The organism is Sphingomonas sp. NPDC019816, assembly GCF_050274375.1.
GTDB lineage: Bacteria > Pseudomonadota > Alphaproteobacteria > Sphingomonadales > Sphingomonadaceae > Sphingomonas.
Genome location: NZ_JBNNOB010000015.1, coordinates 1 through 22,054 on the forward strand (window position 1 = coordinate 1; position 22,054 = coordinate 22,054).

The 22,054-nt window shown below is 67.0% G+C and carries 20 protein-coding genes, 1 pseudogene and 1 riboswitch; of the genes and pseudogenes, 6 read left to right on the forward strand and 15 right to left on the reverse strand.

Going from position 1 to position 22,054, the window contains the following annotated elements:
- The 8 genes and pseudogenes from ACQKJZ_RS03725 to gluQRS form a co-directional block, all read right to left on the reverse strand.
- Window positions 1-901 (reverse strand): phosphomethylpyrimidine synthase ThiC (locus ACQKJZ_RS03725; protein WP_427730023.1); only part of this gene is annotated, 901 nt, incomplete at its 3' end.
- A gap of 48 nt (window positions 902-949) precedes the next feature.
- Window positions 950-1,040: riboswitch (TPP riboswitch) on the reverse strand.
- 188 nt (window positions 1,041-1,228) lie between these two features.
- Window positions 1,229-2,263, reverse strand: coding sequence for a ferritin-like domain-containing protein (locus ACQKJZ_RS03730; RefSeq protein ID WP_312487393.1), 1,035 nt, complete (start codon window positions 2,261-2,263; stop codon window positions 1,229-1,231).
- Window positions 2,264-2,297: 34 nt separating this feature from the next.
- Window positions 2,298-3,269, reverse strand: a complete 972-nt coding sequence (locus ACQKJZ_RS03735; protein WP_427730051.1) for a ferritin-like domain-containing protein — start codon at window positions 3,267-3,269, stop codon at window positions 2,298-2,300.
- A 201-nt stretch (window positions 3,270-3,470) separates the two neighbouring features.
- A pseudogene (egtD, locus tag ACQKJZ_RS03740) lies at window positions 3,471-4,448 on the reverse strand (L-histidine N(alpha)-methyltransferase).
- Window positions 4,449-4,450: 2 nt separating this feature from the next.
- Window positions 4,451-5,722, reverse strand: a complete 1,272-nt coding sequence (egtB, locus tag ACQKJZ_RS03745; RefSeq protein ID WP_427730024.1) for an ergothioneine biosynthesis protein EgtB — start codon at window positions 5,720-5,722, stop codon at window positions 4,451-4,453.
- 42 nt (window positions 5,723-5,764) lie between these two features.
- On the reverse strand, window positions 5,765-6,328 hold the full coding sequence (locus ACQKJZ_RS03750; protein WP_427730025.1) for a cob(I)yrinic acid a,c-diamide adenosyltransferase: 564 nt from the start codon (window positions 6,326-6,328) through the stop codon (window positions 5,765-5,767).
- Between the two features lie 4 nt (window positions 6,329-6,332).
- Complete coding sequence (locus ACQKJZ_RS03755; protein ID WP_183952554.1) at window positions 6,333-6,560, reverse strand: twin transmembrane helix small protein; 228 nt, start codon at window positions 6,558-6,560, stop codon at window positions 6,333-6,335.
- Window positions 6,561-6,570: 10 nt separating this feature from the next.
- Entirely contained in the window at window positions 6,571-7,425 is an 855-nt protein-coding gene (gene gluQRS / locus ACQKJZ_RS03760; RefSeq protein ID WP_427730026.1) for a tRNA glutamyl-Q(34) synthetase GluQRS, read from the reverse strand.
- A gap of 110 nt (window positions 7,426-7,535) precedes the next feature.
- Here gluQRS and ACQKJZ_RS03765 point away from each other — a divergent pair, with 110 nt between their 5' ends.
- The 4 genes from ACQKJZ_RS03765 to ACQKJZ_RS03780 all read left to right on the forward strand — a co-directional run bounded on the left by ACQKJZ_RS03765 (window position 7,536) and on the right by ACQKJZ_RS03780 (window position 11,744).
- Window positions 7,536-8,102 carry an HNH endonuclease gene (locus ACQKJZ_RS03765; RefSeq protein ID WP_183952556.1) on the forward strand — a complete coding sequence of 189 codons (567 nt, stop codon included), beginning with the start codon at window positions 7,536-7,538 and terminating at the stop codon, window positions 8,100-8,102.
- 33 nt (window positions 8,103-8,135) lie between these two features.
- Window positions 8,136-8,567 (forward strand): hypothetical protein, encoded by a 432-nt coding sequence (locus tag ACQKJZ_RS03770; RefSeq protein ID WP_427730027.1) that lies wholly within the window; start codon window positions 8,136-8,138, stop codon window positions 8,565-8,567.
- Window positions 8,568-8,662: 95 nt separating this feature from the next.
- Complete coding sequence (gene ppc / locus ACQKJZ_RS03775) at window positions 8,663-11,338, forward strand: phosphoenolpyruvate carboxylase (RefSeq protein ID WP_427730028.1); 2,676 nt, start codon at window positions 8,663-8,665, stop codon at window positions 11,336-11,338.
- Between the two features lies 1 nt (window position 11,339).
- Entirely contained in the window at window positions 11,340-11,744 is a 405-nt protein-coding gene (locus tag ACQKJZ_RS03780; protein ID WP_427730029.1) for an OsmC family protein, read from the forward strand.
- A gap of 118 nt (window positions 11,745-11,862) precedes the next feature.
- On the opposite strand, the gene ACQKJZ_RS03785 is transcribed toward ACQKJZ_RS03780, so the two are convergent.
- The 7 genes from ACQKJZ_RS03785 to ACQKJZ_RS03815 form a co-directional block, all read right to left on the reverse strand.
- Window positions 11,863-12,216, reverse strand: coding sequence for a chorismate mutase (locus ACQKJZ_RS03785; protein WP_427730030.1), 354 nt, complete (start codon window positions 12,214-12,216; stop codon window positions 11,863-11,865).
- A 308-nt stretch (window positions 12,217-12,524) separates the two neighbouring features.
- Window positions 12,525-12,653, reverse strand: coding sequence for a hypothetical protein (locus tag ACQKJZ_RS03790; RefSeq protein WP_427730031.1), 129 nt, complete (start codon window positions 12,651-12,653; stop codon window positions 12,525-12,527).
- Window positions 12,650-13,147, reverse strand: coding sequence for a methylated-DNA--[protein]-cysteine S-methyltransferase (locus tag ACQKJZ_RS03795; RefSeq protein WP_427730032.1), 498 nt, complete (start codon window positions 13,145-13,147; stop codon window positions 12,650-12,652). The genes ACQKJZ_RS03790 and ACQKJZ_RS03795 overlap by 4 nt, the downstream gene beginning before the upstream one ends.
- Window positions 13,148-13,197: 50 nt before the next feature.
- Window positions 13,198-13,590: an acyl-CoA thioesterase gene (locus tag ACQKJZ_RS03800; RefSeq protein ID WP_427730033.1), complete on the reverse strand. Its 393-nt coding sequence runs from the start codon at window positions 13,588-13,590 to the stop codon at window positions 13,198-13,200.
- A complete protein-coding gene (locus ACQKJZ_RS03805; protein ID WP_427730034.1) occupies window positions 13,587-14,192 on the reverse strand; it encodes a DedA family protein in 606 nt (201 codons plus the stop codon). Before ACQKJZ_RS03805 ends, ACQKJZ_RS03800 begins: the two co-directional genes overlap by 4 nt.
- Window positions 14,168-16,243, reverse strand: a complete 2,076-nt coding sequence (locus ACQKJZ_RS03810; RefSeq protein WP_427730035.1) for a S9 family peptidase — start codon at window positions 16,241-16,243, stop codon at window positions 14,168-14,170. The genes ACQKJZ_RS03805 and ACQKJZ_RS03810 overlap by 25 nt, the downstream gene beginning before the upstream one ends.
- 171 nt (window positions 16,244-16,414) lie before the next feature.
- Window positions 16,415-17,947, reverse strand: a complete 1,533-nt coding sequence (locus ACQKJZ_RS03815) for a hypothetical protein (RefSeq protein WP_427730036.1) — start codon at window positions 17,945-17,947, stop codon at window positions 16,415-16,417.
- A gap of 183 nt (window positions 17,948-18,130) precedes the next feature.
- Between ACQKJZ_RS03815 and ACQKJZ_RS03820 the strand changes: the two genes are divergently transcribed.
- Both ACQKJZ_RS03820 and ACQKJZ_RS03825 read left to right on the forward strand, forming a co-directional pair.
- Window positions 18,131-19,315 carry a glycosyltransferase gene (locus ACQKJZ_RS03820; protein WP_427730038.1) on the forward strand — a complete coding sequence of 395 codons (1,185 nt, stop codon included), beginning with the start codon at window positions 18,131-18,133 and terminating at the stop codon, window positions 19,313-19,315.
- Window positions 19,316-19,542: 227 nt separating this feature from the next.
- Complete coding sequence (locus tag ACQKJZ_RS03825) at window positions 19,543-22,047, forward strand: TonB-dependent receptor domain-containing protein (RefSeq protein WP_427730039.1); 2,505 nt, start codon at window positions 19,543-19,545, stop codon at window positions 22,045-22,047.
- The last annotated feature ends 7 nt before the right edge of the window (window positions 22,048-22,054 follow it).

Genomic DNA, 22,054 nt, shown 5'->3' on the forward strand with positions numbered 1-22,054 from the left:
GCGTGTCGCGGAAGATCTCCCAGGTCAGCTCCTCGGCGATGCCGCCGACCTTTTCCAGCGCCTGATAGATGGGCACCGTACCGATCGGCACCGGCGAATTGCGGATGATCCACTCGCGCGTGTCGTGGATGTTGCGCCCCGTCGACAGGTCCATCACCGTGTCCGCGCCCCAGCGGATCGACCAGACCAACTTGTCGACCTCGGACGCCACGTTGCTGGCGACCGCCGAATTGCCGATATTGGCGTTGATCTTGACCAGGAAGTTGCGGCCGATCGCCATGGGCTCGGATTCGGGGTGGTTGATGTTGTTGGGGATGATGGCCCGGCCGCGCGCCACTTCGTCGCGGACGAATTCGGGCGTCACGTAATCGGGAATCGCCGCGCCGAAGCTCTCGCCGTCGCGGACATACTCCTTCAGCATCTCGCGGCCCAGGTTCTCGCGGGTCGCGACATATTCCATCTCGGGCGTGATGATGCCTTGGCGGGCATAGTGCATCTGGCTGACGTTCATGCCGGGCTTCGCGCGCAAGGGGCGGTTGAGCCCGGTACGTGGGAATTGCGGCACGCCGCCCGACCGGTCGGGGCCGAGCTGGCCGTTATCTTCGGGGCGGATCTCGCGGCCGTCATAGGCCTCGACATCGCCGCGCGCGTCGATCCAACTGCGGCGAATCTGCGGCAGGCCGCCCATGATGTCGATACGCGCGTTCGGGTCGGTATAGGGGCCGCTGGTATCGTACACACGCAAGGGCGGCTCGCCCGAGGACGGGTCGAGATGGATTTCGCGCATCGCGACGTTCAACGGGCCGACGTGAATCTTCTTCGAGCCACGAATGGGGCCGGTCGTCACGCCGATTGCGCTGCCCGCGGGGGGGATCTCGGCCTTTGCGGGGATATCTGCCATAGTCGTCCACTCCATGCGGAGGAAACGGACCATGAGAGATGGGGCCGCTCCCTCCCTACGCCGGTGTCAACCGGATCAGGTTCAGCGGGTCAGGGGCTCTTGCCCCCCTCTCAAGCGCAGGCCAGCGCTCCCCCGGGGATGCGCCCTGCATAGGCGCAAATCGCGCCGCGAAGAAGCGGTTTCGTCACGCGCCGGCCCGCCCGCCCCTCTCGCGCGGCGAACGGACATAAAAATACCCCGACCGGCGAAAGGGAAGATGCCGGTCGGGGTCAGGGCCCGTAGTGAAATGGCCGCCCCGAAAGGGAGGCCGTGGGGCAAGGGTAATCGTCAGCCGCTGGCCGCGCTGGAGCGGACCGTGCCGTTCAGGCCGCCGGGGAAGAAGCCGCCGCTCGTCACCGACGCCTTGTTGAGATAGACGATGTTGAGCACCTGGCCGGGCGTGCGGACAAAGGCGATCGCGTTGGAGTCGGCCGGCACGATATTGGCAACCTGCTGCCCGTTCACCGTCGCGACGATGCCCTGATCGAGATCGGTCGATCCATCCAGGCTGTCGCGCGCGTCCGAGATCTTGCCCGCATTGGTAATCAACGCGGTGTTGGTCAGCCCCTTGCGATAGAGCGTCGTGCGGACCAGACCCGCGTGATAGGCCTCGGCCGCGTGGATGCCCGCCGCCGCCTCGATGAAGTTCTTGTTCGACAACAGGGTGACGCCACCCATATAGGCGGTGACGCCGACATCCTCGAACAGATAGGCGCCCAGCAGGAAGAACTCGTCGGACGAATAGGGGTCGAAGGTCGAGTTGTTGTCGATCACGCCCGCCGCACGCGCCGCCGCCGTAAAGGCGCCATTGGCGTCGCCCGACAGGTTGATCGCCGGCTGCGCCACCGCCGCGCTGCCCAGCGCGTTGCGCAGGAAGGTGACGTGCGCGATCTCGTCATAGGCGATTTCGCGGGCATATTGCGCCACGATCGGGTCCTTGAACTGGACCTGGCGCGGCTGGCCGGCGCCATTGGCCGCGCTGGTGTTGATCGCGACCGCACCTTGCGTGCCCACCCCGGCAAGCAGCGACGAGGACAGGCCGGTGCCGAAGGCGGCGTAGCTGTAGAATTGCGCTTCGAGATATTCGAGCTGAAGCGCGAAGTTCAGCACATCGGCGTCGGTGACTGTGGCGGTCGAGGTCGGGGTGGGGGTCGGGGTGGGGACGATGATGACATCGTCATCGTCGTTGTTGCACGCGCCCAGCATCGCCAGCCCGCCCACGGCACCGGCCCCGGCGGCCATGCGCATGAAACGGCGGCGGTCGGCCCGGCGCTTGGCCGATGCCTCTTCGATCACGTCGAGAATGAAGCGTTCTTCGCTCATGATGATGATCCTCTCCAATCGAGGAAAAAAGGGATCAGTTCGCCACGCTCGCGCGCAGGTTACCGTTGACGCCGGCGGGGAAGAAGCCGCCCAGGGTAGCCGCCGCCCTGTTCAAATAGACGATGTTCAGCACCTGTTGCGGAGAGCGGCTGAACACGATGCCATTCGTATCGGTCGGCACGATGTTGGACACGAGCTGTCCGTTGACCGTCGTGCGGGCAATGCCCTGGTCCAGGACGCTCGACCCGTCGACGCTGTCGCGCAATGCCGAGATTTGGCCCGTCGCCGTCACCAGCGAGGGCATCGGCATCAGCTCGTCATAGCCGCGCGAGTAGAGCGTCGTGCGGATGATCGCGGCGTGATAGGCCTCGACCGCCAGGATACCGGCCGCCGCCTGCAGGAACGGCTTGCTGGTGATCAGCGGCGAGGCGCCCTTATAGGCCGTCACGCCGACATCCTCGAAGATATAGGCCGCGAGCAGGAACGCCGTGGGCGAGGCATAGGGGTTGAAGGTCTCGGTGTTGCCGACCACCCCGGCCAGGCGGGCCGCCGCCGTGAACGGGCCGTTGGCGTCGCCCGAAATATTGATCGCCGGCTGCGCCACCGCCGCACTGCCGAGCGCGGTGCGCAGGAAGGCGACATGCGCCGCTTCGTCCGCCGCGATCTCGCGGGCATAGGCCTGGACGATCGTATCATTGCCGAACGGCACCTGCGCGCCGCCCGTCACCGCGCCCTGCGTCCCCGTTCCGGTCAGCTGGTTGGCGGGCAGGCCCGTCCCATTGGCGGCATAGGCATAGAATTGCGCTTCGAGATATTCGAGGTTCAGCGCGAAATTCAGGATATCGGCGTCGGTGATGGTCGCCTGCGCACCCGCCTTGCTGGTCAGGGTGAAGGCGGTCGCCCCCACGGCCGCAGCGCCCATCGCCATTTTGAAAAAGTCGCGTCGTTGATCCCGGCGCTGGGCCCGTGCATCAAACGCGTCGAGCAATTGTGCGCTTTCCGTCATCATGCTCCTCCCACTTGGAAACCAACACAAACCCTATTCGTTGGCACGTTACCATCAAAAGAACTTGCGGTGGGGCACGGCAGAAAGGACTTTATCATGACCTGATTTCTACCGAACCAAGGAACACAACGTCGGATAAAGAAAAAAGACCCAGTCTTTTTAAAAAAACGGCCTTACCGGCCTTTTTGTGCGCCCGGATGGTCACGGCGCGAGCCGGGCCGATTGCGCCTCCGCCAGATAGACGCCGAACAGGTCGTCGGGATCGCTCCACTGGGCCACGGGGGTCCAGCCACCGGCACGCAGCAGGATTTTGGCGTCGCGGGGTCCGTATTTGTGGCTGTTCTCGGTATGGATGGTCTCACCCGCCGCCATGGCGAAGGGGCGCCCCTCGATGGTGAAGTCGACATCGCGCTCGGCGGCCAGATGCATCTCGATCCGCGAGCGATCGTCGTTCCACACCGCACGGTGACGGAACGCCTCGACCGGAATGGTACCGTCGAGCTCGCGGTTGATCCGGTCGAGCAGGTTGCGGTTGAACGCCGCGGTCACCCCTTACGCATCGTCATAGGCGGGCACCAGGATGTCGGCCGGCTTGGCGCGGTCCATCCCGATCAGCAGCATCGCCCCCTCGCCCAGCGAGCCGCGCATCGCGCGCAGCAGGTCGGTCGCCATGGCGGGCGTCATGTTGCCGATGGTCGAGCCGGGGAAGAAGCCCAGCTTGGGCGCATCCGCCACCATCGCCGGCAGCGTCAGCGGATGCATGAAATCCCCCTCCAGCGGATGGATGGGCAGGTCGGGAAAGGCCTGTTGCAGGTTGCGCGCCGATTCGCGCAGGAAGTCGCCCGAAATGTCGATCGGCACATAGGCCGAGGGTTCGACACAGCGCAGCAGCACCGGCGTCTTGGTCGAGGAGCCCGAGCCGAACTCGACGACCGCGCGGCCCTTGCCGACATGCGCGACCAGATCGGGGCACATCGTCTCCAGGATCGTGGTCTCGGTGCGGGTGGGATAATATTCGGGCAGGTCGGTGATCGCCTCGAACAGCTCGGACCCCTTGCGGTCGTAGAACCAGCGCGCGGGAATGGCGCGCGGACGACGCTCCAGCCCCGCGAGGACATCGGCGCGGAAGGCGGGGTCGGCAAGGGACATCTGACCGTCCTCGATCTCGGGCTTCAGCATGATTACAGGTCCTTTGCCAGACGGACGCCGGTGAACTGCCAGCGCTGATGGGGGTAGAAGAAGTTGCGGTAACAGGCGCGGACATGCCCGCGCGGCGTGGCGCAGCTGCCGCCGCGCAGCACGAACTGCCCGTTCATGAACTTGCCATTATATTCGCCGACCGCGCCCTCGACGGGGTGGAAGCCGGGATAGGGCCGGTAGGCGCTGCCGGTCCATTCCCAGACATCGCCGAAGAAGGCGGGGCTGTCGGGCGACGGACGCGGCTCGACCGCGCCGGCATCGTCCATCTGGTTGCCGCCGGCCGGATCATGCGACACGGCAGCCGCTTCCCACTCCGCCTCGGTCGGCAGGCGCGCGCCGGCCCAGCTGGCATAGGCGTCCGCCTCGTAGAAGCTGACATGGGTGACGGGGGCGGCGGGATCGACCGGCCGGCGACCGTCCAGCCCGAAGCGGGTCCAGCCACCGTCGCGCTCTTCCCAATAAAGCGGCGCGGCGATCCCCTCGCCTTTCACCCAGGCCCAGCCGTCCGACAGCCAGAGCCGGGGATCGCGATAGCCGCCGTCGGCGATGAAGTTCATCCACTCGGCATTGGTGACGGTGCGATCGGCAATGGCATGGGGGTGGAGCAGCGTATCGTGGCGTGGCCCCTCGCAATCGAAGGCGAAGCCCTGGCTGTCATGGCCGATCCGCACGATCCCGCTGGCCCCTTCGATCCAGTCGACCGGACCGGGCATCGCCACCGGCGTCTTGGGCTGGGCCGCGTACAGCGCCGGCTCGAGCGGATTTTCCGAGAACAGGTGCAGGATGTCGGTGACGAACAGTTCCTGATGCTGCTCCTCATGATGGCAGCCCAGCGCCACCAGTTCGCGGGCCGCCTCGGGCAGATCGGGCAGCGCCGCCACCAGCGCTTCGTCGACATGCGCGCGGTACGCCCGCACCTCGTCCAGCGTCGGACGGGTGATCATGCCCCGGCGGTGGCGCGCGTGGCGCTTCCCTTCCGCCTCGTAATAGCTGTTGAACAGGAAGGGGAAGCGCGGATCGTGCAGGTGATAATCCGGCACATGATCGCGTAGCACGAAGGTTTCGAAGAACCAGGTGGTGTGCGCCATGTGCCATTTGGCGGGCGATGCATCGGGCATCGACTGGACGGTGGCATCGGCATCGGACAGCGGCGCGGCCAGCGCCAGGGTCAGCGCGCGGACGTCACGATAGCGGGAGACCAGCGGATCGGCAGGCGTCGGGGCCGTCGCGGAGGACGGAATGAGAGTCGGCATTCGGATGCTCCCCGGACTAGCGGGGGCACATCGACCGGCCCGTTACCGTATCGCGCGCACCCCTCCTGGAACCCAAAGAACGTCCGATGCCCCGTTTTTGTTCACCGCGCGCGCCGCGACGAACAGCCAGTCGGACAATCGGTTCAGATAGGCGAGCGCGGACGGATTGATCGGCTCATGTTCCCCGAGTGCCACGCCCGCCCGCTCGGCCCGCCGCGCGATCGCCCGCGCCAGATGCAGATGCGCCGCCGCTTGGGTACCGCCGGGCAGGATGAAGCTGGTCAGCGGCGACAGTTTCGCGTTCATCGCGTCGATCTGATCCTCCAGCCGCGCGACCTGCTCGGGCAGGATGCGCAGCGCGCCCTCCACCTCGCCGGGCGTGGCAAGATCGGCGCCCAGGTCGAACAGGTCGTTCTGGATGCGCATCAGATCCTCGGCCAGCGAACCATCGATGCTCAGCAGCGCCACGCCGATCGCGCTGTTCGCCTCGTCCACCTCGCCGATCGCGACCAGCCGCGCGTCGGCCTTGGACCGGCGCGTCCCGTCGACCAGCCCGGTCGTGCCCGCATCGCCGGTGCGGGTGTAGATCTTCGTCAGCTTGACCATGGGATCAGGTGCGCCCCGCCATGAACAGCAGCAGGACGACGACGGTGATCGCCAGCGCCTGGAAGAAGATGCGCTGCTGCATCATCCGGTTGGATTTCAGCTGCGACGCAGTCGGCCCTTCGCCGCGCGCCTCGGCCGAGGCCTCTTGCAGGAAGCTGACGATGCCGCGCACCAGCGCGACCAGGGTGGCGAGCATCGCCGCGATCAGCAGGATCACGAGAAAAGTGGTCATGGGCCCGAGCTTACGCCTCCCCCAGCCGAAATCCAGCAGGAAGCATATTGCGCCGCAGCGCATCGCTGAGTGTATGGCCGTCCGCGCCCGCCTCGCGCATTGCCGCCAGCGCGGGTGCACCGTGGCGCTTGGCCAGCCGCTGCCCATCCGCACCGATGATCAGCGGATGATGATGATAATGCGGCGTCGGCAGGTCGAGCAGCGCCTGGAGCAGCCGGTGGACATGGGTGGCGTCGAACAGGTCGACTCCGCGCACGACATCGCTCACCCCTTGCGCGGCATCGTCGACGATCACCGCCAGATGATAGCTGGCCGGCGCATCCTTGCGCGCCAGGATCACGTCGCCATGGCTCATCGGATCGGCGATGACCTCGCCTGCATATTCGTCATGCCAGGTCAGCGGCCCGGCGCGTTCGACCGCACGTGCCATGTCGATCCGCCAGCTATGCGGCTCGCCCATCCGCGCCTGCCGATCGGCGGGCGACAGATGGCGGCACGTCCCCGGATAGAGCGGCGTGGCCCCATGCGGCGCCGACAGGCTGGCGGCGATTTCGGCGCGGGTGCAGAAACAGGGATAGAGCAGGTCGGCCAGCCGTCCTTGCGCCGTCGCATAGAGGTCCAGCCGCTGCGACTGGAAGGACAGGTCATCCCATGCCAGCCCCAGCCATTCCAGATCACGCAGGATGGTCTCGACATGCTCGGGCCGGCTGCGCGTGCCGTCGATATCCTCGATCCGCAGCAGGAAGCGCCCGCCGGCGCCCCGCGCCAGATCATGCGCGCGCACAGCCGACAGCGCATGCCCCAGATGCAGCCGCCCGGTCGGGCTGGGCGCGAAACGGGTGACGATGTCCGCCGCGCCGCTCATCCCGCGCACCCTTGACCGCGATTCCCATCCCATGCTGTCATAGCGTATAGTGTCATAGCCATGTCACGCGCCTGCGCGAAGAGCGTCGGCGTACCACGAAGGGAGGAGCTGTGTTTCATCCCGACTTGATCCGACACCCGGACAGTTGTCCGGCGCTCGTGCTGAATGCGGACTATACGCCGCTGTCCTATTATCCGCTGTCGGTCTGGCCTTGGCAGACCGCGGTGAAGGCCGTGTTCCTCGACCGGGTGGATATCGTCGCCCATTATGAGCGCGAGGTGCGCAGCCCGACCGCCAAGGTCAAGCTGCCCTCGGTCATCGCGCTGAAGCAGTTCGTGAAGCCGTCGCAATTTCCCGCCTTCACCCGCTTCAACCTGTTCCTGCGCGACCGCTTTTCCTGCCAATATTGCGGATCGCACCGCGACCTGACCTTCGACCATGTCATTCCGCGCGCGCAAGGCGGGCGGACCACCTGGGAAAATGTCGTCACCGCCTGTTCGCCGTGCAACCTGAAGAAGGGCGGGCGGACGCCCCGCCAGGCCGCGATGCCGCTGCATGTCGAGCCGATTCGCCCGACAAACTGGCATTTACAGGAACATGGCCGCAGCTTCCCGCCCAATTATCTTCATGAAACATGGCACGACTGGCTCTATTGGGACGTTGAACTGGAAGCGTAACGAGCCAAGGAGTCGGAAATGCGGGGTTGGGCGATGGGCCTGGGGCTGACGGCATTGCTGGCCGCCACCACCGCGTGTGGCAAGAAGGAGGAAAGCCGTGCGGAGGCCGATCGGGCGGCGGCCAAGGCGGGCTTCGTGCCGCCCTCCGTCACCAGCCGCGTCGATTTCGGCAGCCTGATGGCCCGCCGCTTCCGCGAACTCGACCGCGATGGCAACGACATCATCACCGCGGATGAAATGCCCGCGACCAATTCCCGCCTGTGGGCACTCGATCGCAACAAGGACGGTGAAATCACCGAGAGCGAGTTCTTCGAAGGCATGCTGGCGCGCTTCGACCGCATGGACCTGAACCGCGACGGGACCGTTACCTCCGAGGAACGCGAAGCCTCACGCACCGAACGGCCCGCCACTCCGACCAACCCGGTGGCGACCGGCGCCAATATGAATGCGGAAAAAGCCAAATAAAGCAATTATAGGCTATAGCGATCGGTGATATTATACCAAAATTGCATGCCGCCGCAGGTTGACGCCTTGCCTATTGCGTTGCAGCAATAGCCGCCATGACCAGTCTTCCCCCGATCGCCAACAATGCCGACATCCGCTTCCTGGGCGCGCAGCTCGGCGATGTGATCCGCCGCTATGGCGGCGACGCACTGTTCGAGGCGACGGAGGCGATCCGGCGGGCCTCGGTCGATCGTTATCGCGGCTTGGGGGAAGACGGTTCGGTCGACCTGCAACTGGAAAAGCTCGCCCTCGACGAGACGCTGGATTTCGTGCGCGGGTTCATGCTGTTTTCGATGCTCGCCAATCTGGCCGAGGATCGCCAGGGCATCGCGCGCGAGCCCGCCGCCGACATCACCGATGTGCTGGAGACGCTGGCCGAACAGGGCATCGACCGCGACGCCGCCATGACGCTGCTCGGGCAGGCCCTGGTGGTGCCGGTGCTGACCGCGCACCCGACCGAGGTGCGGCGCAAGAGCATGATCGACCATCGCAACCGCATCGCCGAATTGCTGGCGATGCGCGACGCCGGCCGGACGGTGACCCCGGATGGCGACGATGTCGAGGCGGCGATCGGGCGACAGATCGCGCTGCTATGGCAGACGCGCGTGCTGCGCCGCGAGCGGCTGTACGTCACCGACGAGGTGGAAACCGCGCTCTCTTACTTGCGCGACGTATTCCTGCCGGCGCTGCCCGCACTGTATCAGCGCTGGGACAAGGCGTTCGGCGCGCGCGTACCCGCCTTCCTGCGCCCCGGTTCTTGGATCGGCGGCGACCGCGACGGCAATCCCTTCGTCACCGCCGAGTCGCTGACCACCGCGCTGGCGCAGGCCGCCGATGCGGTGCTGACCCATTATTGCGAGGCGGTGCACGCACTGGGTGCCGAGCTGTCGATCTCGACCGAACATGCGCCGGTGGACGAGGCGGTGCTGGCGCTGGCCGAGGCGAGCGGCGACGACGCGCTCAGCCGCGCCGACGAACCGTATCGCCGGGCCCTGTCGGGCATCTATGCGCGGCTCGCCGCCACCCACGCGACGCTGACCGGCAAGACCCCGCCCCGCCCCGGTCGGCTGACCGGCGAGCCCTATGCCGACCCCAAGGGGCTGCGCTCCGATCTGGTCGCGATCGCCCGCGCGCTGGCGGCACGGGGCGACGGCGCGCTGGCCAGCGGCGGGGCTCTGGGCCGATTGATCCGTGCGGTCGAAACCTTCGGCTTCCATCTCGCCACGCTCGACCTGCGCCAGAATTCGGCGGTGCATGAGCGTGTCGTCGCCGAACTGCTGAAGGTCGCCGGGGTCGAGGCGGACTATCTGGCGCTGGACGAGGAGGCGCGCGTGGCGCTGCTTCGCCGCGAACTCGCCAATGCCCGGCCGCTGTTCAGCCGCTATGCCGATTATTCGGACGAGACCCGCTCCGAACTCGCCATCGTCCAGGCCGCCGCCGACGCCCATGCCAAATATGGGCCGAAGTGCATCACCAACTACATCGTCTCGATGGGCAAGTCGGTGTCCGACCTGCTCGAAATCAACCTGATGCTGAAGGAATTCGGCCTCTACCGACCCGGCGAGCCCGCCACCGCCGCGATCATGGCGGTGCCCCTGTTCGAGACGATCGAGGATCTGGAGGCGGGCCCGGAGATCATGCGCGCCTATTTCGACCTGCCCGAGATCGCCGCCATCGTCCGGGCACGGGGTCATCAGGAAGTGATGATCGGCTATTCGGACTCGAACAAGGATGGCGGCTACCTCACCTCGACCTGGTCGCTGTCCAAGGCGTCGAGCGCCTTTCGCCCCGTGTTCGACGCGGCGGGCGTCAGGATGCAGCTGTTCCACGGACGCGGCGGTGCGGTGGGACGCGGCGGCGGCAGCGCCTTCGCCGCGATCCGCGCCCAGCCGCACGGCACGGTGCAGGGCCGCATCCGCATCACCGAACAGGGCGAGGTGATCGCCGGGAAATACGGCACGCGCGACTCGGCGCTGACCAACCTGGAAGCGATGGCCTCGGCCACCCTGCTCGCCAGCCTGGAACCCGACCGGCTGTCCGCGGCGGACACCGCGCGCTTCACCGCCGCGATGGAGGCGCTGTCGGCGACCGCCTTCACCACCTATCGCGACCTGGTCTACGGCACCGAGGGTTTCCGCACATTCTTCCGCCAGATGACGCCGATCGCCGAGATCGCCGGCCTGAAGATCGGCAGCCGTCCGGCCAGCCGCAAGAAATCCGACGCGATCGAGGATCTGCGCGCCATCCCCTGGGTGTTCAGCTGGGCGCAGGCGCGCGTCATGCTGCCCGGCTGGTACGGGGTCGGCACCGCGATCGCGAATTTCGAGGACAAAGCGCTGCTCGCCGAGATGGCGGAAAGCTGGCCCTTCTTCGCCGCCACGCTGGCGAATATGGAGATGGTGCTCGCCAAGTCCGACATCGGCATCGCGCGCCGCTATGCCGGGCTGGTCGAGGATGCGGGGATGCGCGACGCGATCTTCGGGCGCATCCATGACGGCTGGCACCGCGCGCGCGACGGGTTGCTGACCGTGACCGGACAATCGCGGCTGCTGGCCGACAATCCCGCGCTGGAGGCGTCGATCCGCCTGCGCCTGCCCTATATCGAACCGCTCAACCTGCTTCAGATCGAATTGATGAAGCGCCACCGTGCCGGCGAGGACGATCCGCGTATCGGCGAGGGCATCCTGTTGTCGATCAACGGCATCGCCACCGCGCTGCGTAACAGCGGCTGAGGTGGCGGATCTCGTCGTCCATTATGAAGGCGGTCTGCGCTGCCACGTCACGCACCCGGACAATGGTGCGGTGCTGATCTTGGACGCGCCCCGGGACCTGAACGGGCGCGGCGAAGGCTTTTCGCCCAGTGACTTGCTGTCGGCATCGCTTGGCGGCTGCGTCCTGAGCATCATGGCGATGGCGGGGCGCGTCGCCGGGCTGGAACTGGCAGGTGCAACCGCGACCGTCACCAAGACGATGGGCAACGCGCCGCGCCGGATCACGACGCTGGGCGTGACGGTCCGGGTGCCGGGGCGGTACGACACGGCGCAACGCAAGCGGTTGGAAGCGGCAGCGGCGGCCTGTCCGGTCCATGCGGTACTGGGCATCGATGCGCCGATCGCGATTGTCTGGGACGAGGACTGACGGATCGAACCGCCCTCACCCTTCCCACCCGCCAACGCGGGTGGGCCCCTTCCCTCTCCCGATGAGAGAGGGAGGAAGGCGCGAAGCGCCAGAAGGGTGAGGGTATCAGGCCACGGGACTAACGGCCGACCTGCCGCGCCTCCTCTGCCGTGAATCCCTCGACCATCGCGCGGAAGGTCGCCTCGGCCACGTCGGGGTTCACTCCCGCCACCGCCGACTTGGCCCGGATACGCGTCAGGATCTGACGGATGCGGGCCTCATCACGCACAGTCGCGGCGGAGGTCTTGAACCGCCCAGCCTGCGCGACATAGCGTGACCGCTCGGCCATCAGGCGCAGGATCTGGTCGTCGATCCGGTCGATGTTGGTGCGAACCTCGCCCAGCGTGCGGCAGCAGGAGGTAGGTGCCTCCTGTGCGGGAAGGGAAGTGGGCAGCAAGACGGCGAGAAGCGTGGCGCAAGGAAGCAGACGCATTCGGTGTCTCCGACACGAATTGATATTCAGCCCGATACGGCCACGTTTCTCGCGCCGCCAGTGACATCGCCTTCACACTCATATCCTCCCCGGAGGTGGCAGGGCGAAGCCCTGGTGGAGGGGGGGCTTCCTCTTGAAACATATCTAGCGACGATCCCCCTCCAACATGCTGCGCATGGTCCCCCCCCCCCCATTCCAGAGAGGATCAAATTGTCGATCCGCTTACCCCGCCCGGTAGCGTTCCACCTGTTCCATCACCACCGCCATCGCCCTTTCCTTTGCCGCGTCCGATGCCGCGAGTCCGGCGATCATCGGCAGCGGCACCGCCTCGGGTATGCCGTCGCGCACACGACCAGCGAGGCGAGGCCGATCTCCGCCACCGCCGCCAGCAGCACATCCTCGCGCGTTTCGCGAAAGGCACGCGGCGGATAGCTCATGCCAGTGCCAGGACCGGCTCGCCGCGTTCGTGCGCGAGCAGCCATTGCTTCACCGCCAGCCCACCCGCAAAGCCGGTCAGCGTGCCGTTGGCGCCGACCACCCGGTGGCAGGGCGTGACGATCGACAGCGGATTGCGGCCATTGGCGGCTCCCACCGCGCGCGAGGCGCCCGGCCGGCCGATCGCGGCGGCGAGCGCGGCGTAGCTGCGCGTCTCCCCATAGGGAATGGCATTCAGGCCGATCCAGACGATCTTCTGGAAATCGGTGCCGACGGGATCGAGCGGCAGGTCGAATACGCGGCGTTCCCCGGCGAAATACGCGGTCAGCTGGCGCACCGCCTCGGCCAGCACGGCATGCGCCGGATCATCGCGCCGCTCGGGCAAGGGCACACGCCCCGCCCGCTCCTCCGCCCAGAGGACGGCGCGCAAGCCCTGCTCGCTCGCCACGAGGGTCAGCTCGCCCACCGGCGAGGCCATGATGCATTCGCTCAACATGGGGCCGACCCTAGCGCAACGGCGTGCACGATGCGTCCCGCTTCTTGCGCTCAAACCATGAAGGGCGCGGCGATCTCGGGCGTGACGCGCAGCAGCCGGCCGGTTTCCCGGTCGATCAGCGCCCAGGTCGTCACCGCCTCCACCTTCACCTGCCCGTCCGCGCCGATGAAGCGGACATGCCGGTCGAAGCGCGCGCCCTTGGGCGGGTTGGGCACCCAGGTCTCGGCGGTCACCGTCTCACCCGCCACGACATTACCGCGATAGTCGATCTCGTGCCGGGTCACGACCCAGATATGCGCCGCGACATGCTCGGGCGGCGCGACGGCTTCCCAGTGCGCGCTGGCGATCGCCTGAATCCACTGGACCCAGACGGCGTTGTTCACATGGCCCAGCTCGTCGATATGCTCCGGGCCGGCGGTAATGGTCATGCTATAGCGGCTCATGCCGTGTCACCCGGTTCCTTGTGCCGTTGCCAAAGCGTGCGCAGGCCCCAGCCGATCGCGGCGGCGATCATGACCAGCGCGGCGGCCATCAGGATATGCGGCAGGCTGGGCCGCCAGCGCGCCGCCAGTTCCTGAAACGCCTCGCCGAACAGATAGCCGATGCCGATGAACAGCGACGCCCAGCATGCGGCGGACACGGCATTGACCGCGACGAACAGCCGGGTCGGCACGTCGCTGGTGCCGATCGCGACCGGGCTGATCGTACGCAGGCCATAGAGGAAGCGAAAGGCGAAGATGAAGCCGACCGGATGCTTCTCCATCATCGTCATGACACGAGCATAGACGCGCCGCTGGCGCAGGCGTCCCACCCATCGGCCGTCGCGCGCACGCCGGCCGATGGTGAAGAAGATCTGGTCGGCCAGGAACGAACCGACCGCCGCCGCCACCACCGCGAGCGGCCAGGCGACCAGCCCCTGATGCGCCAGGATGCCGCCGGTGACGACCGCCGTCTCCCCCTCCAGCCCCGCGCCCAGCGCGATCGCCACCACGCCGAAGCGCGCGACGATCGCCTCGATACTCAGGACTCGACTCCCATCTGCCACAGGACAAAGGCATGCTCCTCCGCACCTTCGCGCAGGGACTCGAACCGGCCCGACTTGCCGCCATGGCCCGCACCCATGTTGGTCTTGAGCAACAACAGATTGTCGTCGGTCTTGGTGGCGCGCAGGCGGGCCGCCCATTTGGCGGGCTCCCAATAGGTCACGCGCGGATCGTTCAGCCCGCCCGAGATGAACATGGGCGGATAGGCCTGCGCCCGGACATTGTCATAGGGGCTGTAGCTGCGGATGAGCTCGAACGCCGCCTTGTCCTCGATCGGGTTGCCCCATTCGGGCCACTCGCCCGGCGTCAGCGGCAGTTCGGCATCCATCATCGTGTTGAGCACGTCGACGAACGGCACATCGGCGATCACCGCACCCCACAGCTCAGGGTCGGAATTGACCACCGCGCCCATCAATTCGCCACCCGCCGATCGGCCCGCGATGGCGATCTGGCCCTTGGCCGTCCAGCCACCGTCGATCAGCCCCTTCGCCACATCGACAAAGTCGTGGAAGGTGTTGGTCCGCTTCTCCAGCTTGCCGTCCAGATACCATTGCTGGCCCAGATCGTCGCCGCCGCGAATATGCGCGATGGCATAGGCGAAGCCGCGATCGAGCAGGCTCATGCGGCCGGTCGAAAAGCCCGGCGGAATGGCATAGCCGTATGCGCCGTAGGCATAGAGGAACAGCTTGCCCGATCCGTCGCGCGGGAAGTCCTTGGGGTAGACGATCGAAACCGGCACCATCGTCCCGTCGCGCGCGGAAATCTTCAGCCGCTCGGTGCGGTACTTGGCCGCGTCATAGCCCGACGGGATTTCCTGCACCTTCAGCTGGGTCAGGCCACCGGTCGCGACGTCATAGTCATAGACCGTACCCGGCGTGACCATCGACTCGTAACCCAGGCGCAAGACGGACACGTCATATTCGGGGTTGTCCCCTAGTCCCGCCGTATAGCTCGCCTCGGGAAATTCGATCCGCTGCGGTACGGTGGGCGTATCATAGCGGTGGATGGCGATGCGGTCCAAACCGTCCTCGCGCCCCTCGACCACGAAGAAGTCCTTATAGCACTCGACCCCGGTCATATAGAAATGCGGGCTCGGCGCGATCAACTCGTGCCAGTCGCCGGGATTGTCGATCGAGGCGGTGCACAGGCGGAATTGCGGGTCGACGTCGTTCGTGTGGATGAACAGCGTGCCGTCATGCTCGTCCACGTCATATTCGCGCCCCTCCTTACGGGGCGCGACCAGGATCGGTTCGGCGAAGACATTGTCTGCGGGCAGCAGCCGCACCTCGCTGGTGACGTGATCGCCGGTCGCGATCACGATCCAGTTGCGCGCGGAGGTTTCCGCGACGGCCACGCGGTAGCCTTCGTCATCCTCGTGGAACAGCTCGACGTCTTCCGTGACGTCGGTGCCCAGCCGGTGGAACCGCGCATTGTCGGTGCGCCACTGGGCATTCGCCACGCCGTAAAGGAAGCCGCTGTCGTCGGCGACCCAGACGATCTCCGACAACATGCCGGGGATGACCTCGGGCAAATGCTCGCCGGTGGTCAGGTCCTTGATCCGCACCTCGAACCGCTCCGAGCCATTGTCGTCGATCGCATAGGCCAGGTAACGGCCATTGTTGCTGATCGAGAAGGCGCCCAGCCGGAAATATTCCTTGCCCTCGGCCAGCGCGGGTTCGTCGAGCAGCAGTTCGTCGGGGCCGCCGGCGACCGGCTTGCGCCACCATTTGCGATACTGGCCGCCGGTCTCGAACCCGGTCCAGTAGAGCCAGTCGCCATCCTTTTGCGGGACGGAGGATTCATCCTCCTTGATCCGCCCCTTCATCTCTTCATACAGCCGGTCGATCAGCGGCTGGCGCGGGGCCATCACCTCCTCGAAATAGGCGTTCTCCGCCTCGACATAGGCCAGGACGTCCTTGTCGGTAACCTCGGGATAGGCGGGGTCTTTCAGCCAGGCATAGGGGTCCTCGATGGTGACCCCGTGCGCGGTGAAGCTGTGCGGGCGGGTCTGGGCAAGGGGCGGCGTCGGCGTCGGCGTGGCGGGTTCGGTCATCGCCCGGATGTAGCTAGGCTTTCGCGCCACCGAAAGGGGTGGCTGCCGCCCAAGCCGTTGCGGCATCGGGAATAACGCGCGGGGGCGGTATCGGGGCCGACAGGATGAGCGCAAACGCCGAATCGCGGAGGCCATCGCGTGGGTCGCGAAGGGAGGAAGCGTCCCGGTCGGTCAGGCCGGCTGGTCCAGATCGGCCGCGGACGGACAGCCGGCGGGCGGCTTTCCCGGCCCCGGCCGATAGACCAGCCGCACCCGGCTCGGCCCCGTCGGCACGCAGGCCGCGAGATGATAGTCGCGCGCCAGCAGGTCGCGCAGCACCGCGCGGGTGGCGGGATTGCCGAAGGCGAAGCGCGGATAGTCATCGACGATCGCACCGGGCCGGGTCGCCAGGATGCGGCGGATCTCGGCGACGGGATCGATGCCGATCGCGGCTGCGCTGGCTTCGTCGCGGGTGTTGAGATGGCCTGGAAACACCCAGCGCGACGGCAGGCAGCTATGGGTCAGCATGTAGAGCGCCGGATAGCCGTCATAGACATAAAGGCACCCCCCCGCCGGTGTCGCCGCACGCGCGACCGCCATCGCCTCGGCCGCGCCGCCCTTGGCGCGTTCGCTCAAGGACAGCACGATCTGCCCCGCCAGCGCGATGACGAAGACGAAGGCGACGATCCATCCCCGCCGCCAGCGGTCGAACACGGGGGCCGCGACGATCACGGCGGGCAGGACGATGGGCATCGCATAATGGGGGCTGCCGAACCGGCCATAGAGCAGCACCGCCGCGACCGTCACCGTCAGCCAGATCAGGAGCACGCCGAAGCCGTCCCGCGCCTCGGCCGGCACACGCCGCCACGGCCGGCCGAACGCGATCGCCACTATCAGCGGCGACAGGATGCCGACGCACGCCGCCAGCCCTTCCAGCTCATCGACGAAAGGCCGTGCCGCCTGTCCGCCGACCGACAGGACATTGCCGAACAGCCAGGCGGAACCCAGCCCCATGGCGGCATAGACGCCGTACGCCATCACCGTCGGCAGCAGGGCCAGCGCGATCCACCCCGACGCCATGCCCGCCAGCCGCACCATCGACACCCGCATGCGCCATCCCCGCCACAGCAGGATACAGCCGAAGGCGACCCCTTCGGGCAGCACCGAATATTTGATCTGAAGCGCGCATCCCACCGCCGCCATCGCCACCGCGCCCTGCGCGAACAACCGTCCCCGCCCCTCGACGGCGCGCAGCACCGCAGCCGCCGCCGCCAGCATCAGCGCATTGTAGAAGACGGGGGACTGCCCCCCTTCCCCCTCCATCAGGTTCAGCCACAGGATATAGAGGATCGCCGCGACGATCCCGCCCTTCGCGCCCGCGAAGCGCCGCGCCACCTGTTGCACGCCATAGGCGGTGGCGATGACGAAACCGGCGGCGACCAGCTTATAGGCCAGGAACCCGTCGCCCCCCAGGCTTCGCGCACCCGCATAGAGCAGGAACAGGCCGATCGGCTTGCGATCGAAGATGTCGACATAGGGCAGCGCGCCGTGCAGCGTCCGGTCGCCGACCAGCAGATAGAATTGCTCGTCGAAACCGATCACCGGATTGCCGAAGGTCTGCGCACGGGCGACCAGCGCGATGATGCTCAGGAGCAGCAGCACCGCCCCCCGCCCGGCCCAGCCGCCTTGCCCCGTCCAACCCTGTCGCCCCTGTGCGTCCTTCATGCGACCAGCGGGTGGGTCGCTTTGCCCGCGAAGGCAAGCGGCAATGCGAATCCCCATCGGCCGCACGCGCGATGACGCGGGTGTCATCGGGGGGCTGTCTATACCCCGGCCGGTCATGCTATCCGGGCCGCCTATGAGCGGGATCATGGCCCATATCGACGGGAATCGGGACGGACGGACGACGTGCGCGTCCTGACCTTCCTCCATAGTTTCGAGCCGGGTGGGGTGGAGCGTATCGCGCTGCGCCTCGTCCATCGCTGGCGCGCGACCGGCGTCGATGCGCCGCTGTTCCTGGGGCGCACCGATGGCGCGATGGCGCGGGATGTCGGCGAAGGGCTCGACTTCGTGACGCCCCGACGTCGCTGGCCGGGCATCGCGCATTGGGAGACGCTATGGATGGTCGCCACGCTGCCGCGCGCGGTGCGGACGATCCGGCCGGACGTGCTGTTCTGCGCGGGCAACACCTATGCCTTCGTCGCTGTGATGCTGAAGCTGATCCTGGGGCGCGATTGCCCGCCGATCGTCGCCAAGATCAGCAACAATCTCGACCGCGCCGACGCGTCTTGGTTCTACCGCCTCTTCTATCGCATCTGGCTGCGCATCCAGGGGCTGGCGATCGACCATTTCGTCGGCATGGAAAAGCCGATGCGCGCCGAGATCGTGCAGTGCGTCGGCGTGTCGCCCGCCCGCGTCGCGATCATCCCCGATCCCGCCCTGTCGGAGGCGCAGATCGCCGCGTTGCGCCGGGACGCGCCGGTCGTGCCGCCACGTGACGGTGACGGTGGCGGGCACCGCTTCGTCACCGTGGCGCGGCTCGCCCCGCAGAAGAACCTTGCGCTGATGCTGCGCGGTTTCGCGCGCGGCGCAGGCCCCGCCGACACGCTGACCATCTTCGGCGAGGGTCCCGAACGCACGATGCTGGAGGCGCTGGCGGCCGAACTCGGCGTGGCCGGGCGTGTCGCGTTCCAGGGCTATGTCGCCAACCCCGCCGCGCTGTTGTCACGCCACGACACCCTCCTCCTGTCCTCGCATTACGAAGGCGTGCCGGCGGTGATCCTGGAGGCGCTGGCCGCCAATATCGGCATCATCGCCACCGATTGCAGCCGATCGATGGCCGCTTTGCTGCAACAGGGCACGCTGGGCACGCTGGTGCCGGTCGGCGACGAAACGGCCTTCGCCGCCGCCATCCGCGCCGCCCGCCCCCAGAGCCAGAACGCCCAGCGCACCCTCCACCAGGCGCGGCGCTTCACCATCGAACATGGCGCGGACCATTATGTGCGGGTGATGCGCGGCGTCCTGCATCGTCGCACCGCGCCCGTGCCGGCGGCGGCGGCGCGGGTTGAGGCGCCGGTGGCCCCGCAACTCTGACCCGCCCTTCCCATGCAAAGTACCCGGAAAGGCATCAGATTATTTGGCGGCCTTAATATACCAACAAAAAGTCAAGCAGCCCGGAAAATTTGCCTTAATTGTGACATCATCGCCACACTAAGTATCGCCATCACGTCGGCGATGGGAGTGGCTGGACGATGCGGTACAGGGAGCGCGTGCAGCCAAGGGTCTGCGCGGGATGGTCGGCGGCTGTCCTGGGACTAGCGATGCCGACAGGGGCGATGGCGCAGAGCGATGCCGGAGAACAGACGCCCCCTGCGGAAGTGACCGTCACCGGCAAGCGCATCCCCGGCTCCGTCATCGGCGCGGTCGAGCCTGTGGCGGTGCTCGACGGGCAGGCGCTGGAGGCATTGGGCGCGACGAGTGTCGGCGATCTGTTGAAGAAGATGAAGTCGCTGACCAGTTCGACCAGCGGGGGCGAGCCAGTGATGCTGCTCAACGGGCGGCGCGTGTCCGGGTTCGCCGAGTTCCAGTCGCTACCCTATGAGGCGATGGACCGGGTCGAGATACTTCCCGAGCAGGAAGCGGCACGGTTCGGCTATCCCCCCAATGTGCGGGTGATGAACTTCATCACCAAGAAGACATTCCGCGCGGTGACGGCCCATATCCTGCCCGGCGTCACGACCGAGGGCGGGGGTGGCACCCGATATGGCGAGGTCACCTCGGCGCGGATCGACGGGCCGCGACGCCTGACCTTCAACGTCTGGCATCTGCGCCAGAACCGCGTGTTGCAAAGCCAGCGCGACATCGTGCCCGATCCCGACACGCTATTCGCCACGACCGGCAATGTGGCGGGCGTGGACGGCGCCAGTCTCGACCCCCGGCTCGATGCGCTGGCGGGGCGACGCGTCACGCTGGCCGGGGTGCCGGTCGATCCGGCCGCGCGGGGCACGCTTGCGGGCTATGCGAACAGCCCGGCCGCCGTCACCGATCTCGGCCCTTACCGGACGCTCCAGCCGTTGAGCGACACCATCCATAGCGAGGCGAGCCTGGCCTCGCCCCTCAACAAAACCGTGTCGGGATCGCTGACGCTGTCGATGGAGGCGATGCAGAGCAAGGGGCTGAACGGTCTGGCCCCCGCCCTGTTGCGGGTGCCCGGGGGCCTGGACGTCTTCCCCTTCGCCAATGACGCGCTCCTCTATCGCTACCTCCCCGACAGCGTGCTGCATCAGCGGACGACCAGCATGGCGCTGCATGGCGGCGGCACGCTGACCGGCGATGCCCGCCGCTGGGCCTGGGCGATCACCGGCAACTACGATCGCATGGTGTCGCGCAGCATGTCCGAGACAGGCGTACCGCTCGGCGCGCTTAGGGCATCGATCGATGCGGGGGGTGATCCGATGGCGGCAATCGATCCCACGACCGCCGGGCGGCGCACCCGCAATCGCAGCCGGGCGGCATCGGACACGATCGGGATCAAGGCGACCGCCAACGGCCCCGTCGCGCGCCTGCCCGCAGGTGAGGCGATGTTGACCGTCACCACCGATTACGCCCGGATCGACAGCGACGCGAGCACCAACCTGGCGCTCGCCACGGGCGGGGTCGGCCGCACGACGCGCGGGGCCAGCGTCAATGCCGTCGTGCCGATCGCCTCGGCACGCGAGGGCTCCCTGTCCTTTCTGGGCGAAATGCAGTTGAGCGCGATGGCGGGCGTGTCGCAGGTATCCGACTTCGGGCGCCTCAACACCTCCGATCTCGGACTGAACTGGACGCCGTTCCGAGGCGTCCAGCTCAACGCCTCGATCAATCTCGCGCAGGCCGCACCCGCCGTGACCCAGCTCGTCGCACCGGTGCTGGCGACGCCCAACACGCCCTTTTTCGATTATGTGACCGGGCGCAGCACGCTCGTCACCACCATCGCCGGCGGCAATCCCGATCTGGCCCCCGAAAAGCGGCGGACCACGACGCTGGGCTTTGCGGTGCAGCCGATCAAGGACAAGGATATTCGCCTCAGCACGGACTATGTCGAAACGCATATCGACAATCAGGCCGCATCGCTGGGCGGTGCCACGCCGGCGTTCCAGCGGGTGTTTCCCGACCTGTTCGTACGCGATGCGCTGGGCCAGCTGGTCAGCGTCGATCTGCGCCCGGTCAATCTGGCGTTCGAGCGCGAGCGCAAACTGCGCCTGACGGTCAATGCGCAAGTGACGCTGGGCAAGACCCCGCCACCCCCGCCACCGCCCCAGCCCGACGCGGAGGCGGCTGTGGCCAAGACCGCACCCCCGCCCCGCTCACCCAAGCGACCGCCCTCCTTATGGGTATCGGCGACGACCAATTACCGGCTGGAGGATCGACTGACCCTGCGCAACGGCGGCGCGGTCCTCGACCTGCTCGACGGTGCGACTCTCAACGGCACGGGCGGGCGACCGCGCTGGGACGTCGATCTGAACGGCAATTTCTCCTACGGCGTGTTCAACCTGGGCCTCTATGGCCGCCTCCAGGGGCCGACCCGCGTCCGCAACGACATCGCCGCCTCCGACCTGCGCTTTTCGGGGCGGACCTGGCTGGTCCTCTACAGTTTCATTCAGGTCGACAAGATCGTCCAAAAGCCCTGGGCCAAGGGGCTGAACGTCAATTTCACGGTCGAGAATCTGCTGAACGACCGGATCAACGTCACCGACCGCAACGGCCAGACCCCCAACCGCTTTCAGCCCGCCTATATCGACCCGCTGGGCCGATCGATCCGGGTGGGGGTGCGCAAGCTGTTCTGACCGGCGG

Bases quoted from the DNA above. Each gene is read 5' to 3' on its own strand.
- ACQKJZ_RS03730 (WP_312487393.1), bottom strand. From the start codon at position 2,263: ATGAGCGAAGAACGCTTCATTCTCGACGTGATCGAAGAGGCATCGGCC.
- ACQKJZ_RS03735 (WP_427730051.1), bottom strand. From the start codon at position 3,269: ATGACGGAAAGCGCACAATTGCTCGACGCGTTTGATGCACGGGCCCAG.
- egtB (WP_427730024.1), bottom strand. From the start codon at position 5,722: ATGCCGACTCTCATTCCGTCCTCCGCGACGGCCCCGACGCCTGCCGAT.
- ACQKJZ_RS03750 (WP_427730025.1), bottom strand. From the start codon at position 6,328: ATGGTCAAGCTGACGAAGATCTACACCCGCACCGGCGATGCGGGCACG.
- ACQKJZ_RS03755 (WP_183952554.1), bottom strand. From the start codon at position 6,560: ATGACCACTTTTCTCGTGATCCTGCTGATCGCGGCGATGCTCGCCACC.
- gluQRS (WP_427730026.1), bottom strand. From the start codon at position 7,425: ATGAGCGGCGCGGCGGACATCGTCACCCGTTTCGCGCCCAGCCCGACC.
- ACQKJZ_RS03770 (WP_427730027.1), top strand. From the start codon at position 8,136: ATGGGCCTGGGGCTGACGGCATTGCTGGCCGCCACCACCGCGTGTGGC.
- ppc (WP_427730028.1), top strand. From the start codon at position 8,663: ATGACCAGTCTTCCCCCGATCGCCAACAATGCCGACATCCGCTTCCTG.
- ACQKJZ_RS03785 (WP_427730030.1), bottom strand. From the start codon at position 12,216: ATGCGTCTGCTTCCTTGCGCCACGCTTCTCGCCGTCTTGCTGCCCACT.
- ACQKJZ_RS03790 (WP_427730031.1), bottom strand. From the start codon at position 12,653: ATGAGCTATCCGCCGCGTGCCTTTCGCGAAACGCGCGAGGATGTGCTG.
- ACQKJZ_RS03795 (WP_427730032.1), bottom strand. From the start codon at position 13,147: ATGTTGAGCGAATGCATCATGGCCTCGCCGGTGGGCGAGCTGACCCTC.
- ACQKJZ_RS03800 (WP_427730033.1), bottom strand. From the start codon at position 13,590: ATGAGCCGCTATAGCATGACCATTACCGCCGGCCCGGAGCATATCGAC.
- ACQKJZ_RS03810 (WP_427730035.1), bottom strand. From the start codon at position 16,243: ATGACCGAACCCGCCACGCCGACGCCGACGCCGCCCCTTGCCCAGACC.
- ACQKJZ_RS03815 (WP_427730036.1), bottom strand. From the start codon at position 17,947: ATGAAGGACGCACAGGGGCGACAGGGTTGGACGGGGCAAGGCGGCTGG.
- ACQKJZ_RS03825 (WP_427730039.1), top strand. From the start codon at position 19,543: ATGCCGACAGGGGCGATGGCGCAGAGCGATGCCGGAGAACAGACGCCC.